Genomic DNA, 14,952 nt, shown 5'->3' on the forward strand with positions numbered 1-14,952 from the left:
TAGTTTGGTACTCACCGATCAGCTTTATTATTAATCTTGTATCGAACGCAAAAAATATGACAAGATAGGTTATAAATTAATAGATAAAGTGCCTTAGCACAAAAAAGCCCGTTAATTATATTAACGGGCTTTTTTACGTTTGGATTCAAATGTTTATGCAGTCTTCATTCTAACGCAATGCGTCATACGCTGAGTTGGCATAGCTGGCACTATTGCTATTACTACTAGTGCCATAGCTGACATTTTGTAGACCATTACTCATGGTCGTATTATTTGTTTGGTTACTGGCATTCATAGTCGCACCAGACAAACCTGAGTCATTTTTATATAAGCTATGATAACGGCTCATCACGCTTTTGACATAGTTACGGGTTTCTTTAAAAGGTGGAATGCCACCGTATTTATCAACGTTGCCTTCCCCTGCATTGTAGCCAGCAACTGCGTGTTCGACATTATTGTTAAAGCGGCGCATTAGCCAAGCGATATATTTGGCTGAGCCTTCGATATTATCAGCAGGGTTCCAAGGATTGCTTACTTTAAAGCGGCGAGCCGTGGCAGGCATTAGCTGCATGAGACCTTGCGCACCGACAGGTGAGCGGGCATTGGGGTTGAATGCTGATTCCGTGTGCATCATCGCTTTCATAAGCCCAGGATCTACGCCATGACGCTCGGCAGAAGCACGGATATAGCTGTCATAAGCGTTACGGCTACCGCTACTACTGGCAGCGCTGCTACCATAATTATTACTGCTGCTATTACCACTACCGTCATACATCTTAGAATCTTTGTAGTAAGTGACTTTCACTTTTTTGGTAAATTTATCAAAATTACCACTTGGATTGACGTTAGTGAGTAAGACTTGTCCGCCCTTGTCTTTGTAGATATACATATTACCTGCTTGAGCGGCAACAGATAAAGATAGGCTGGATAGGGCAACGGCGGTCAATAAAATAGGAGACAAGCAGCGAGTCACTAAGGTTGCAACATTTATCATAGGGTTATCACTTTTCATCGAGTAATAGCAAATTGCTTTGCCTATAGGCGCGTCGTTCTGCGCATTTAAGCGGTTATCGTGCTTGTAGGATTTTATCGCTGTAAACGATATAGCACCCTAGCAAAAATCACGTCTAACTAGAAACCACTCGCATTGGATACAAAAAATAATAGTTGCTTACTATAACATATAATAACTTTTCGACGCATGCGATTATCAGTACAAAGTATAAAAGTCACTTTTAATTTGTAAAAAAATCAACACACTAACGCTTCTAAGTATGGTGATTGAGTATCTGCTTTACTGTTTTTAGGCGTATGCTACGTGAGTATTCTGGCTGTGGTAATAACTGAATTATGAGAAATAAAAGCTATTTGGAGCACTGGGAAGCTTCTTTGAACAGGGTTATATAGAAAGCGCACTGATAAAAATAGGTACCCAGACAGCGGTGACCAGACCGTTTACTGCCAATCCAAATGCGGCATAACGTCCAGCAGTGTGGCTAATTTGCCAAGCTTCTACGGTACCAAAAGCATGCGCTGCCAATCCAAGTGCCAAGCCCTTGGCACGGTCATCATCGATACCGCGAAATAAGAAACGCGCCAAAGTACCACCGATAAGCCCTGAGACAATAATAATCAAATTTGCCATTGCCAGTGGTGCTTTAATTAAATCTGCGATACTCAGACCGATTGGGGTGGTCACTGAACGCGTTGCGAAAGCGAGTATGGTGTCATGACTTAATGAAAATAAATAAGCCAACGACATCGGCAGCAATGCACCGACGACGCTCGCAAGAATGACTATGAGAGTAAGCTTTTTGACTGGCAGACCTTTAAAGTTCATTGCTGCTAATGGTACTGCCAACAGTACGGTGACATATCCCAATAGGTGATCAAATACAGGCTTGGCAACATCATAATAATCGTTGTAGTCCCATTGTAGGATAAACAAAAATAAAAGAACAAGCGCCAACGCCGTAATCACCATCGGCAACCATGAGAGCTTACGTGCCAGTACACGAGCGGTCACATGGGCGATTAGCGTTAATAATATCGCCGCAAGGGTTGCCACAAACACGTTATCAAAAGTCATTGCATTTCCTTGTTCATACAGCTTATAGCTGTCCTTTGTGCTCTTCAACGGTGGTGCTATTGATACCAGCATCGTGATTGAGCCAACGGTTGGCAAGTATGGCAAGTCCCCAAAGCGGTATGAGTGTGCTAATAATCATCGTCAGCATAACGCCCCACAGCTCATCACCTAAAGCGAATAGCAGTAAGCCTGCACCTGCAGACACGGGCAAAAAAGCAAAACCGCTATCCACCAATAAAGTATTACTGGCTTGGGTGAGCCAACTGGGCAAACCTTTGAGTAGTCGCCATGCCATCAAAATAAAGAACATGGCGACCAGCCCAACGATGTTGGCAGCCTTTTCTATTCCTGCCAATTGACAGATGATAACGGCTGATTCACGAACCACGATGACCATCGTGAGTGTTAGGGCTAAGGCAAGCCATAGCGGCAAATGGGCGGAGTGAGTAGATTTCATAAGAAATACTGGCCGATTTAGAAATAGATAGGGTAGGAGCAACGATATAGGTCACAGCACTCTAACAAGCGTGTTCTATATATCAATGATATTAATATTGGTTGAACCTATAGCCGATGATTATATAGAGAGTAGGCAAACTAATAAAGCTTATAGAGTATCGTCAATGCGATTATAAATAGCAACAGTGCTAAACTCGCTTAATATACTGATTGCATTATTTGCGCTCGAATGCCTTGTGCTCACTGTAAACGACATCGACTATGGTAGCGCTTTTTCGTGATCGGGTAACTTATAAATTTTAGTGCTATGTGCCCCAAAAAAAGGACAATATCAATGGATATCATCCTTTTCTCATTTATGAAATCATTTTGAAAAGAGAGTTATTTTAAGAAATCGATTATTTTACAGATTCAGTCATTTATATCTTTGAGTCAGGAGTTTCCGCTTCTACTGCTAATTCCTCTGACTTAGCAGCTTCAGAATTCAGTGCATCAAACTCATCAAACGCTTTTTCTTCTGCTTCGGTCATCGTCTGCTCTTCAGCCTCATCAGGCTTTTCGAACTCTTCAAGTACTGGCATCAGTAATGTGGCTTGCGCTAATGGCAATACATCTAAAGGCTCTAAATTGGCCTGACCCAGTAGTTGTCTTAGCGTATCGCTTGGTAAGCGAATCGTTAAGCACTCATGACCTGTATCATCATAGCTTTCTTCTAAGATGACACCCAGCTCATATAAGGCATTTTTTAACTGACCTGCATGATAAGGTAAGGTCAACTCAAAGGTGGTGAGTGTGCCAGTGAGTAACTGTTGGACAGCTAACGACAACTCTTCCATGCCTAGATTTTCTCTAGAAGAAACATAGACGCGATTGGGTTGTCCTTCGCTAGCATAACCAATATGTGCAGGCTCATCTGTCAAATCGATTTTATTGTAAACATTGAGCACCGGCACATCATTATTAATCTCTGCTAATACGTCTTTTACCGCCTGAATTTGCTCATGCATGTCTTCGCTGGAAGAATCGATGACGTGTAACAATAAATCTGCTTCTAACGTCTCTTCTAGGGTAGCATGAAAGGATTCGACCAATTCATGTGGCAGATGACGGACAAAACCTACTGTATCGACTAGCACTACGCGACCAACACCCTGCCAGTCTAAACGGCGTAAAGTCGGATCGAGCGTGGCAAATAATTTATCCGCTGCATAGATGTTTTCGTCGACCAAGCGATTAAATAGCGTTGATTTACCAGCGTTGGTGTAACCGACGAGTGAAATAGTCGGTACATCTGATTTTTGGCGGCGGGCTCGACCTTGCGCACGAGTCTGTCTGACTTTCTCGATTCTGCTTTTAAGCTGATTCACTCGCACTTGTAGTAAGCGACGATCGGTCTCAAGCTGGGTTTCACCTGGTCCACGTAGACCAATACCGCCTTTCTGGCGCTCCAAATGCGTCCAACCTCGTACCAAACGCGTCGATAAATGGTTGAGCTGTGCCAGCTCTACTTGCAGCTTGCCTTCATACGTACGGGCACGCTGCGCGAAAATGTCCAAAATCAAACCAGTACGATCAAGTACGCGACATTTTACCAAGGCTTCAATATTACGCTCTTGTGATGGCGATAAGCTGTGGTTGAATAAGACGATGTCCGCATCATGTTCGCGCACCAATTCTGCTATTTCTTCTGCTTTACCGCTACCAACGAAGTATCTAGCATCGGGTCTTTGACGTGAGCCTGTGACCAGTGCTAAACGGTCAGCCCCTGCTGAGTCTGCTAATAGCTCAAATTCACCTAGATCATCAGGATCTTGAATTTGGCGGATGTCTAAATGTACTATAATGGCGCGCTCGCCACCTTCGTGTCTTTCAAAATAATCCAAAGAGTATCACCTATTTAATAAAGTAAATATATCGCTATTATCAATTCAGTAAACGTCGATATAGCGTTCATATGGCCATATATATGTGGTCTCATCACTTAATATTAAAGCGTCTTAGCACAATTAACGATAGTTTTATGTTACAGCATAAATGAAAGCCATATACAAATCAGTGGACAAAATAGAACTCAGTGAACAAATCGTCACTGACTGAATAAATTTTGTTATACTCATGGCGCTTGTTTACGATATATAATCATAAGTTTTTAACCACGAGGGACACAGATGAGCCAATCTAAGTCAGGCTTCTCACTCAGACAACAGTTGGGGCGCGGCAAGCAAATTGCTGGCATGACCACGACTATCGCTGGTGGATTGCGCGCCGCCCAACGTATTGGCGCATTTAAGCAGCCACCACGCGAAAAATTGCCACGCTATATTCAAGCCTTTTGCCGCAAAATGGCAGGCTCTTTTGGCGTCAAGGTTGTGGCAGTCGAGCGGGTAGAGCAACACCATGGATTATGGGTATCCAATCATGTGTCATGGATGGATATCCCTGTGGTGGGTACACTGAGTCCTGCTTTTTTCTTATCCAAAGCCGAAATCGGTGAATGGCCTATATTTGGTAAGTTGGCTCATGCGGCAGGCACAGTATTTATTGAGCGTGGTTCCGGTGATGCAGGGTCGGTCGCCGCCCAAATCGCCAGTTTTTTGACCAAGGGATTTTCGGTCATCTTTTTTCCAGAGGCGACCACCACGGATGGTAAGAAAGTCAAGCGTATTCATGGCACGTTGCTACAAGCGGCCATAGATGCTGACGTGCCCGTACGCCCATTGGTAATTGCGTATGTCAATAAAGACGGCACGTTAAGTGAAGAGTTGCCTTACTATGGCAAGCTTACGATGAAAGAAAGCATAAAAAAGGTGCTCGATAGTAAAGATGTGACGGCTTACGTACTGCCACTGGAGCCCATAGATCCCAAAGGGCTGAGCAAAAGTGAATTGACTGACTTATTACAAGCACGTATGCAAGAAGGTTTGGCTGAACTACATTCGCGAGTATTAACGAAAGTCGCTAAAATATAAAGCGGTGACAGCATAATATTTGCAAATATCGAACATGTCCCATAAAAAGGCGCAAGTCGCAGTTATAAACTGAGCGATTTGCGCCTTTTTTGTCGATTATAAATACGACAGCCTCAATGAGCTAAAGTCTGGTTTGTATTAGACTATAGTGTCACATCAAGCTAAATTATGGTGATGGATTGGGATGCTGTGTATGCACCGCTTCAATCGCTTCCAATACTTCTGAGCTTAAGGTTAAATGGATACTATCGATATTGGATTTTAGCTGCTCGATCGTAGTAGCGCCAATAATGTTACTGGTGACAAATGAGCGTGAGTTAACGAAAGCCAATGCCATCTGTGCCATATCTAAACCTGCATCTGCCGCTATTTTGGCGTATTGAGCAGTGGCTGATAGCGCTTCTTCATTGGTATAGCGCGCAAAGCGATCATACATCGTCAGACGCGCACCCGCTGGACGTTTGCCATCGAGATATTTACCAGATAAGACACCAAAGCCAAGCGGTGAATAAGCCAGTAGACCCACATTCTCACGATGCGTAATCTCGGCCATAGCGACTTCATATAAGCGGTTTAGCAAACTATAAGGATTTTGCACAGTTATAGGGGCGATCAAACCATTTTTATCAGCCTCCCATAGATAGCGCATCACACCCCAAGCGGTATCGTTCGATAACCCATAAGCGCGAATACGACCCTTTTTAATCTCATCATTTAACGCTTGAATGGTCTCTAGAAATGGCGTCAAATCATCTAGAGATTGCGCAGCCATCTCTTCTGTATAACCGCGCTGACTAAAAAAATTCGCTTGGCGTTCAGGCCAATGGAGCTGGTAAATATCAATATAATCGGTCTGCAAACGTTCAAGATTGCCATCGATGGCGCTGCTAATATGTTCGGCATTAAAACGCGTTTGCCCATCACGCAAAAAATCCATCGGTGATATTTTGCTGGCAAGAATGACTTTATCCCGCTGTTTGGTTTTATTAAACCACGTGCCCATGAAACGTTCTGTATCACCTTGCTTGTCTTTATCTGGCGGAGATGGATACATTTCCGCCGTATCCCAAAAATTCACCCCTTCGCTTAACGCCATGTCCATTTGCTCATGCGCGTCGCTTTCGCTATTTTGCTGTCCCCATGTCATCGTTCCTAAGCAGATTTTAGAAACTTTTTCATTGAGTTGTGGCAACATTTGATATTGCATATGAATGTCCTTTGTAAATGTGTTTTTATAGCTGACAGTTTTTAAGCCATTACATTAGCTTAATGCCAGTGACACCAGGCGGGGTCACTTTAAAGATTTTTACTTTAAATAACAGTGATTGTCCGGCAAGGGGATGATTAAAATCCACTTCGACTTGATCGTCATCGATAGCACTGATCGTACCGGGAAGCGTGTTTTTGCCTTTGTCTTCAAACTCTACCAGCATGCCGATTTCTGGATTATCAGCGACTAGCGCAAACTGAGTACGGCTAAAATGTTGGATATTGTCAGGGTTCCAATCGCCAAAAGCCTGCTCCGGCTCAAGGTGGGCAGAGCGCGTATCACCTGCGCGTAGGTTCATCAGAACTTGCTCAAAACCAGGTAATAAACTTTCATCACCAATGGTGAGCGTCACAGGCGCGTCACGGCTAAAGGTAGAGTCAATCACCGTACCATTCTCTAGTGAGACTTCAAAGTGCAGCTTTACAAGGCTGCCAAACGTGATACGGGTGTCTTCATTGGGATTGATAAATTGTGAGTCGGTCATAGTCAACAGCCATTTATGATGGGATTAGGAATTGTTTTGGCAAATAATATAAGAAATGATAAGCCATCTGGGAGGGTATGTAAGCGTAAATAGTGTAACGCAAATAGTGTAATATATTTGGCAATTCTAAGAGATGGCAGGGGTTTTTATGGTAAATAAGCAACAAGGTCACATTAAAAAGTGGCAAGACGACAAGGGCTTTGGTTTTATCGAAACACAGAGTGGTGATTCAATATTCTTTCATATCAATGAGTTCAAAGCGCGCCGTCGCCCTGAGGTCGGTGAGCCAGTTGTTTTTACGTTTGGGCAAGACAATCAAGGGCGTATGCAAGCAAAAGATGTACAAGAACTGAGCTTTGTGCAACAGAAAATGGCACAAAAAAATCAGCAAATCCGTCAGCGTAATGCTAAACGTAGTCATCAAGCAAACTTTGAAGCGGGACAAAAGAAACGTTTGTTCCTCGGTGTGGGCTTTTATGGCGTTTTAATCTTGCTGGCAGCAACCAATAAATTGAGCTGGCTAGTCGTTGCTTGGTATGCCGCGCTAGGAATTATAACCTATGGGATATATGCCAAAGATAAAGCGGCTGCCCAAAGTGGTGATTGGCGAACGCCTGAATCAACGCTGCATCTATTGAGCGCGCTTGGCGGCTGGGTGGGCGCGATGGTTGCACAGACGTATCTACGTCACAAATCACAAAAGCCTGAGTTTCGAGTCACTTATTATTTGACCGTCGTTATCAATATGGCGGGGTTGTTGTTTCTGTTGGCAGGTGATGGGTTAGAGACTTTGGTAGATTTATTGTCAGAGTTCATATAAAAACGATGTGGTTGTTGCCATAGTTGGCTGCATCAATGTACAGATAACAAAATTTCTATTAAGAATAGCAGACAAAAAAAGGTGGGTTACGAATACGTAAACCACCTTTTCTACTTATAAATTGAACTGTATTGATAATACGATTTGAAATTATGACCGTGGCATTTCACGCTTTTTTTCTAAAAACAGCATATCAATGACAATCAATGCCACACCGATACTGATGCCCATATCTGCAATATTAAAGATAGGATAATGCCAGACATCTGCATTGTGTACATGGATAAAGTCGATAACGTGACCATGCAGCAAGCGGTCAATGAGATTGCCAACCGCACCGCCGAGCACTAGCGCTAGACCTGTCGATAGTAGCTTGGCTTGGCGCGGGGCTTTTATCAGGTAGCCAATTAAGAACAATGACATCAATAATGCCAGTCCTGAAAAAAACCACTTCTGCCAACCACCAGCATCCGCCAAAAAGCTGAAAGCAGCACCATAGTTGTATGCCAATGTCCAATTCAGAAATGGCTCAATCACAGGTACTGGCTCATGAAAAGTCAGCTTAGTTTCAGCCAACCATTTCGTCCATTGATCGATGATTAGCACGACCAAAGATAGGAGATACCAAGTAAATGCGCGACGGCCATTCGCAATCATTTTTGGTGTCTTCGTCAAACGACTTTTTGGTGTCGTTGAGCTGCCTGTGGCTGCATGAGCTGGCTCAGGTGATTTATCGACTTCACTATATCGCGGCTTGTTTTCTGATGATTCTGTTGAGTTAGGCATAGTAGCGCACCTCGCCATCACCGCTGACGTTAGTCACGCAGCGCGCGCATAATTCTGGATGTGCGCTATCGGTACCGATATCATCACGGATATGCCAGCAGCGTACGCACTTAGTGCCAGTTGCGGCACTCACGTTGACCACTAAATCGATAGCTTCATCAGCATTGCTATCTGTTTGCTCTGTAATATTATCATTAGTTGCAGCAGGAGCGTCGCTCATTGGTTTCAAAGTTGCGCTACTAGTGATTAGTACAAAGCGCAGCTCTTCATCCAGCTTGGCCAAGCTTTCATGCATCGCCCCATCGGCATAAAGATTGACATCGGCAGACAAGTTAGCATTGATGATTTTTTCACCACGTGCGGTTTCGATATGTTTGTTCACCATATCTTTGGCTAGCATAATGCGCTGCCAGTCATCATTGCTGATGGCACTTAGCTCAAACGTTGGGAAAGCATACCATTCCTGAGTAAATACGTAGCCGTCTTTATCAGCATCACGTTGGTTCAGGACTTCCCAAGCCTCTTGTGCAGTGAATGACAAGATCGGTGTGATCCAGCGAATAAGCGCGTGAGTGATATGATAGATAGCTGTCTGCGCAGAGCGACGAGGCTGTCCATCCGCCTGCGTGGTGTACTGACGATCTTTGATGATATCTAAATAGAAGCTACCCAAGTCTTGCGAACAAAACGCCGTCACGTGCTGGGTGACTTGGTGAAAGTCCATCGCATCATAAGCGCTAATGATTTGCGCTTGTACCGCTTGGGCACGCTCAATGATGAATTTATCAAGGCTGACCAACTCATTAACATCGACGCTGTTGGTCGCTGGATCAAAGTCATCAGTGTTGGCAAGTAAGAAGCGTAGAGTATTACGGATACGGCGATATTGATCTATTGCCCCTTTAAATGATGCTTTACCAGCACTCATCTCATAACGATAATCGCTAGACGCAATCCACAGACGCAGCATGTCCGCGCCTGTCTTGTTGATCTCTTCTTGCGGAGTGATGATATTGCCAAGTGACTTACTCATCTTGCGACCATTTTCATCGACTACAAAACCATGCGTCAATACTTGCTTAAATGGTGGGCGACCGTACATGGCTTCTGAGGTCAATAATGAGGTCTGGAACCAACCGCGATGTTGATCTGAACCTTCTAAATACATATCAGCAGGATTGGTTAATTCATCGCGCTGTTCAAGCACGGCAAAATGTGTCGTCCCTGAGTCAAACCAAACGTCTAATGTGTCGGTTGCTTTATCATAGTCAGCAGCCTCGTTACCCAAGAAGTCTTCACAGCTGGCATCAAACCAAGCTTCCACACCGCCTGCGTTAATCTTTTGTGCAGCGACTTCCATCAGCTCAAGTGTGTTTGGATGCAGCTCGCCTGTTTCTTTATGAGTAAAGAAAGTAATCGGCACGCCCCATGTACGCTGACGTGAGATACACCAATCTGGGCGACCCGTCATCATGGCTTCAATGCGGTTTTGTCCCCATGCTGGCGTCCAGTTGACTTTAGGAATATCAGTAAGCGCCTGCTCACGTAAGCCCTTGGTTTCCATATTGATAAACCACTGCGGCGTTGCGCGGAAAATAATCGGTGACTTATGACGCCAGCAGTGCGGATAGCTGTGTTCAATTTTGGTATGGCTGATTAGATGACCATTGTCATGCAGTGCGGCGATGATTTTTGGATTGGCTTTATAAATGTGCTCGCCTGCAAATACTGCCGCGCTGTCTAAATAGACACCAGTGCCACTGACTGGGTTTTCCACTGGTAAGTTATATTTAAGACCCACGATATAATCGTCAAGACCGTGACCGGGTGCCGTATGGACGAGGCCAGTACCGCTATCGGTGGTCACGTGATCGCCTAAGATTAATGGCACTTGGCGCTCTTCAATCAGTGGATGCTGAGCGCGTAAACCTTCAAGCTCACTGCCTGATACGGTTGCTAGGATGCCGTTATTGTCTAATTTAAGCTCTGTTAAGGCAGTTTCGACAAGGTCTGCCGCTAGTAGCAGATTGCCTTTTTCGGTAGCAACCACGCTATAGTTATGCTCAGGATGTACTGAGATGGCTTGGTTAGCAGGCAGTGTCCACGGCGTAGTAGTCCAAATAACAGCGGCGATGTTACCCGCTACGCCAGCCAACGGGGCAACCTTATCGGTATCCAAAACATCAAAGCTCACATAGATAGCATCAGACACTTTATCTTGGTATTCCACTTCCGCTTCTGCTAGGGCAGAGCTACAGTCCAAGCACCAGTTGACTGGCTTCATACCGCGAGTGACATGACCATTGTCATAAATTTTGGCAAGGGCGCGTACGATGTTGGCTTCTTGGTGGAAGTTCATCGTTAGATAAGGGTTGTCCCAATCGCCAAATACGCCTAGACGTTTAAAATCTGCCTTTTGCAATTCAATCTGGGTGCTCGCATATTCACGGCATAGACCGCGGAACTCAGTCGCCGATACTTTTTGACCGACCTTACCAACTTTGGCTTCGACCTTTTGCTCGATAGGCAGACCATGACAGTCCCAACCGGGGACGTAAGGGGCATCAAAGCCTGATAGCGTTTTTGACTTCACGATAATGTCTTTGAGTACTTTATTAACCGCGTGACCCAGGTGAATCTGACCGTTGGCGTATGGAGGGCCATCGTGCAAAATGTATTTGGTCGCCCCAGCACGTGCCTGACGAATTTTGCCGTATACATCATCCGCTTCCCAAGCAGCAAGCCAATCTGGCTCGCGCTTGGCAAGGTTTGCACGCATCGCAAATGGCGTATCGGCAAGGTTTAGCGTGTCTTTATAATCCTGGCTTGGCGTATCAGTACTTTTATCAGTCATAGAAGGTGTCTTTTTAGAAGATGGATTAAAAATCGATGTAAAGTCAGATGTGACATTTAGGGTAATGCTTAGCTGGCTGCTTAACCGTTGATGATCGCTTTCTCGCTTATAATATATCGCTATGCATCAACGTCATAAATATGCTCACGTCAATAATAAATGCTATCGAGACGAATGCAACATAAAATATGCTTATGAATAATAAAATACCGTGATAGCAATAAACTAAAAAGAGGCAATGAGATTGCCAGCTATTATATGACAAAAAGGCTAGGGTAAAAAGAGCTGGTCAGTATTGTCCTTATTTTAGCCAAAACCAATCATTTATATGAGTAACGCATCACCTATCGAATCATATGGATGGCAAATGCCATTGTCTATCGATTGGACTCTAAACAATTGAACTCTAAACAGCAGGCTAGCGTTAAAAAACCGATGATAACCATAAGCGCAATTTCAGTGACCATAAGGGTTGAATGCCAGTCAAACCTTGAGTCATCTCGCCATCTTTTAAGATGACATACGAAGGCGTCACTTGTCCTTGCCAATCGGCGAAGATACTGCCTTCTTGATCGTTTATCGTCGTAAAGCGATAGCTGTTTTCATTAAGGTAGCGGTGCAGTTCTTGGTTAGTACCTGATTTAATGGCAATCGTAACGACCGGATAATCATTTGCGGCGGCAAGTTTATCTATGGTCGGCGAGGTGACACTACAAATGGGACACCACGTGCCCCAAAAATACACCAACGTTGGTTGTTCATTGCTCAGCGCCGCTAAGTCAACGACTTGCCCTTGATAATCGGTCAGTTGCAATTGCGGGTTGGCGGGCATGATAGGTTGTCGCCACCAATTAATAGCGGTATAAATGACAGCAAATACTAAGCCATATATGAGTAGGTTTTTAGCGATAGACAACACCTTTTGCTTGGGTGTTTTCTTTGGCTTCTCAATTGTCTTTTCAATATCAGTTGTCATAGTGGCTACTTTTCTACTCTACATATTTTTGATAGATAAAAATAAACGGCTGAAATGTCAGCCGTATTACTCGTAAATTCTATTAAAACGTATATCAGTGTTGGCTTATTAAAGTGACTGATTAAGATTTCTGCGCACGGTTTTGTAGTGGGTCACCTAAAAGTACGCTACCAGAGTTTTCACGGCGCTCATCATCACTCAGCTTACTGGCAGATACTTTAGATTTTCTCTTCCACTTCAAACTATACAGGTCATCACGGCGATCAAGCAGATTATGTACCGAGCCTTCGTTACGGACATGAATAAGCTTGTCTAAGTTCACATCTGAAAAGAATACCATCTCCGTGTTGGCCGTCGTTTCTGCCATAATCGCATCATGCGGGAATGCAAAATCTGACGGTGAGAAGATAGAGGACTGCGCGTACTGAATATCCAAACTCTCAACTTGTGGTAAGTTACCTACTGAACCGCAAATCATCACATAACATTCGTTTTCAATCGCACGTGCTTGGGCGCAGTGGCGCACGCGTAGATAGCCGTTTTGCGTGTCTGTCCAAAATGGCACGAATAAGATATCCATATCATCAAGTGCCATGAGGCGGGCAAGCTCAGGGAATTCAACGTCATAACAGACCAAAATACCAATACGACCGGCATCGGTATCAAACACCTTAACTTCGTCACCGCCTTCAATGACCCAAGCGCTACGCTCATGCGGGGTAATATGGATTTTGCGCTGCTCTTCAACCGTACCATCGCGGCGGCACAAGTAGCTGACATTGTATAACGTATCGTCCTCATCCAAGTACGGCATAGAGCCTGTAATAACGTTAACGTTATAGCTGACTGCCAAATGCGATATCTCATTTTTGAACCATTCGGTATAACCGGCCAAAAAGCGAATAGCGACGTTTTGATCCGTCGATTCACATAATCCCATCAATGGTGCGTTAAAAAACTCTGGTAAACAAGCAAAGTCAGAATTGTAATCAGCCATAATATCCACAAAGAACTCAACTTGCTGCAGCAGCTCTTCAGGTGACTCGACTTCACGCATTTGCCATTGGATACCACCAATACGTACCTCAGACTTACGAGTGTTTGGCTTATAGTCTTGCGGCTCGTAATAAATATTTGCCCACTCAAGCAGAGTAGCGAAACCTTTAGATTGTTTATCGTCGGGCAGGTAAGCAGTCAAGATACGCTTGACGATAAAGCCATTTGAGAGTTGGAAAGATAATGCAGAATCATGAATTTCACGAGCTGCGACGGCTTCAATATATTCGCCAGGTGTGAGATCTTGATGGTTGTGATAGTTCGGGATACGACCACCAGCCAAAATAGCTCGGAAGTTTAGCTGGCGACACAGCTCTTTACGGGCGTCATATAATCGACGTCCTAGACGATAACCACGATACTCAGGATCGATCAAGGCGTCTAAGCCGTAAATAGCATCGCCTTCGGGATTGTCTCTGATAATCTCTTTGTGCCCAATTAGATCATCATAGGTATGCGGGTTAGAAAACGTAGCATAATCAACACGCATAGATAACACGATACCAATCAATTGATCATGGTCAAACAACGCAATTTGACCTTCGGGGAAAGCATCAATCAAGGTATGAATCGTGTTCTTTGACCATGCACCACCCAAGTTGACATAGACACGATCCATCAGTGCTTTTAATTGCGGATAGTCTTTTTTCTTAATTTCAGCGATGGTGAGATGAAAGTCGTCTAGTTTTTCTATTTTGCTCATAATTTTCCTGTTTTAGCTCTTTATTAATTTTGGTGGTATTAAATAGCATGCGTTGCCGCAATGTAGCTGGCAAATTTTTGTGTAACAAAAGCGATAAAAATATTCCAATCATAAAATATTATCGTTACAATAATTTATCATTGTATTTACAATAAGTTATGACGATATTTTATCTTATGGCTGCTGTCAGCTTTAACATCACTGAGGTGTTTTTAAACCTCATATCATTTTAAAGTGAATATAAAAAATGTTCATAATTTTCGTAAACAGTCGTCAGAATTAATATAAGCCAAGTGTTTAGCGCAGTTTTTAACCTGAGGATAGCAGTTTGGTGGTCATATTAGCCTAACAATATTTTTAAACAGCGTTTCTTAGAGCGCTTCGTTTTGATCTATCTGTTTTGCTCGTTATCATAACAACCTACTCCAGCAATGACAGTCTAACGTGGTAATTATTTGCTACGTTTTTGTGAGTCGATATCTTTTT

The 14,952-nt window shown here is 43.8% G+C and carries 12 protein-coding genes; 2 read left to right on the forward strand and 10 right to left on the reverse strand.

The window, feature by feature from the left end; translation table 11 throughout:
- Positions 1–169: 169 nt before the first annotated feature.
- The 4 genes from JMX93_RS08440 to hflX all read right to left on the reverse strand — a co-directional run bounded on the left by JMX93_RS08440 (position 170) and on the right by hflX (position 4,431).
- Positions 170–994, reverse strand: coding sequence for a lytic transglycosylase domain-containing protein (locus JMX93_RS08440; protein ID WP_499204436.1), 825 nt, complete (start codon positions 992–994; stop codon positions 170–172).
- A gap of 405 nt (positions 995–1,399) precedes the next feature.
- A complete protein-coding gene (locus tag JMX93_RS08445) occupies positions 1,400–2,089 on the reverse strand; it encodes an LrgB family protein (protein WP_443214824.1) in 690 nt (229 codons plus the stop codon).
- A 22-nt stretch (positions 2,090–2,111) separates the two neighbouring features.
- Complete coding sequence (locus JMX93_RS08450; RefSeq protein ID WP_499204437.1) at positions 2,112–2,546, reverse strand: CidA/LrgA family protein; 435 nt, start codon at positions 2,544–2,546, stop codon at positions 2,112–2,114.
- Positions 2,547–2,967: 421 nt separating this feature from the next.
- Positions 2,968–4,431, reverse strand: coding sequence for a ribosome rescue GTPase HflX (gene hflX, locus JMX93_RS08455; protein ID WP_499204438.1), 1,464 nt, complete (start codon positions 4,429–4,431; stop codon positions 2,968–2,970).
- Between the two features lie 285 nt (positions 4,432–4,716).
- Between hflX and JMX93_RS08460 the strand changes: the two genes are divergently transcribed.
- Complete coding sequence (locus JMX93_RS08460) at positions 4,717–5,517, forward strand: lysophospholipid acyltransferase family protein (RefSeq protein WP_499204439.1); 801 nt, start codon at positions 4,717–4,719, stop codon at positions 5,515–5,517.
- Positions 5,518–5,683: 166 nt separating this feature from the next.
- Here the strand turns inward: JMX93_RS08460 and JMX93_RS08465 are convergent, their stop codons facing one another.
- Both JMX93_RS08465 and JMX93_RS08470 read right to left on the reverse strand, forming a co-directional pair.
- Complete coding sequence (locus JMX93_RS08465; protein WP_443214820.1) at positions 5,684–6,724, reverse strand: aldo/keto reductase; 1,041 nt, start codon at positions 6,722–6,724, stop codon at positions 5,684–5,686.
- Positions 6,725–6,773: 49 nt separating this feature from the next.
- A complete protein-coding gene (locus JMX93_RS08470) occupies positions 6,774–7,271 on the reverse strand; it encodes an FKBP-type peptidyl-prolyl cis-trans isomerase (RefSeq protein WP_443214819.1) in 498 nt (165 codons plus the stop codon).
- A 148-nt stretch (positions 7,272–7,419) separates the two neighbouring features.
- Between JMX93_RS08470 and JMX93_RS08475 the strand changes: the two genes are divergently transcribed.
- Positions 7,420–8,091 (forward strand): DUF1294 domain-containing protein, encoded by a 672-nt coding sequence (locus tag JMX93_RS08475; protein WP_443214818.1) that lies wholly within the window; start codon positions 7,420–7,422, stop codon positions 8,089–8,091.
- Between the two features lie 150 nt (positions 8,092–8,241).
- Here JMX93_RS08475 and lspA read toward each other — a convergent pair whose 3' ends face one another.
- The 4 genes from lspA to JMX93_RS08495 all read right to left on the reverse strand — a co-directional run bounded on the left by lspA (position 8,242) and on the right by JMX93_RS08495 (position 14,466).
- Positions 8,242–8,877 carry a signal peptidase II gene (gene lspA, locus JMX93_RS08480; protein ID WP_499204440.1) on the reverse strand — a complete coding sequence of 212 codons (636 nt, stop codon included), beginning with the start codon at positions 8,875–8,877 and terminating at the stop codon, positions 8,242–8,244.
- Complete coding sequence (ileS, locus tag JMX93_RS08485) at positions 8,870–11,731, reverse strand: isoleucine--tRNA ligase (protein WP_499204441.1); 2,862 nt, start codon at positions 11,729–11,731, stop codon at positions 8,870–8,872. Before ileS ends, lspA begins: the two co-directional genes overlap by 8 nt.
- Before the next feature lie 424 nt (positions 11,732–12,155).
- Positions 12,156–12,707, reverse strand: coding sequence for a protein disulfide oxidoreductase (locus JMX93_RS08490; RefSeq protein WP_499204442.1), 552 nt, complete (start codon positions 12,705–12,707; stop codon positions 12,156–12,158).
- Positions 12,708–12,828: 121 nt separating this feature from the next.
- A complete protein-coding gene (locus JMX93_RS08495; protein ID WP_499204443.1) occupies positions 12,829–14,466 on the reverse strand; it encodes a carbon-nitrogen hydrolase family protein in 1,638 nt (545 codons plus the stop codon).
- Positions 14,467–14,952: the final 486 nt, after the last annotated feature.

Origin of the sequence: Psychrobacter muriicola 2pS (assembly GCF_904846535.1) — a bacterium.
GTDB classification, from domain to species: Bacteria; Pseudomonadota; Gammaproteobacteria; order Pseudomonadales; family Moraxellaceae; genus Psychrobacter; species Psychrobacter aquimaris.

What these genes read in the sequence shown, in the direction of transcription:
- JMX93_RS08440 (WP_499204436.1), bottom strand. Translation starts at nt 994, where the DNA reads ATGATAAATGTTGCAACCTTAGTGACTCGCTGCTTGTCTCCTATTTTA.
- JMX93_RS08445 (WP_443214824.1), bottom strand. Translation starts at nt 2,089, where the DNA reads ATGACTTTTGATAACGTGTTTGTGGCAACCCTTGCGGCGATATTATTA.
- JMX93_RS08450 (WP_499204437.1), bottom strand. Translation starts at nt 2,546, where the DNA reads ATGAAATCTACTCACTCCGCCCATTTGCCGCTATGGCTTGCCTTAGCC.
- JMX93_RS08460 (WP_499204439.1), top strand. Translation starts at nt 4,717, where the DNA reads ATGAGCCAATCTAAGTCAGGCTTCTCACTCAGACAACAGTTGGGGCGC.
- JMX93_RS08465 (WP_443214820.1), bottom strand. Translation starts at nt 6,724, where the DNA reads ATGCAATATCAAATGTTGCCACAACTCAATGAAAAAGTTTCTAAAATC.
- JMX93_RS08470 (WP_443214819.1), bottom strand. Translation starts at nt 7,271, where the DNA reads ATGACCGACTCACAATTTATCAATCCCAATGAAGACACCCGTATCACG.
- JMX93_RS08475 (WP_443214818.1), top strand. Translation starts at nt 7,420, where the DNA reads ATGGTAAATAAGCAACAAGGTCACATTAAAAAGTGGCAAGACGACAAG.
- lspA (WP_499204440.1), bottom strand. Translation starts at nt 8,877, where the DNA reads ATGCCTAACTCAACAGAATCATCAGAAAACAAGCCGCGATATAGTGAA.
- ileS (WP_499204441.1), bottom strand. Translation starts at nt 11,731, where the DNA reads ATGACTGATAAAAGTACTGATACGCCAAGCCAGGATTATAAAGACACG.
- JMX93_RS08490 (WP_499204442.1), bottom strand. Translation starts at nt 12,707, where the DNA reads ATGACAACTGATATTGAAAAGACAATTGAGAAGCCAAAGAAAACACCC.
- JMX93_RS08495 (WP_499204443.1), bottom strand. Translation starts at nt 14,466, where the DNA reads ATGAGCAAAATAGAAAAACTAGACGACTTTCATCTCACCATCGCTGAA.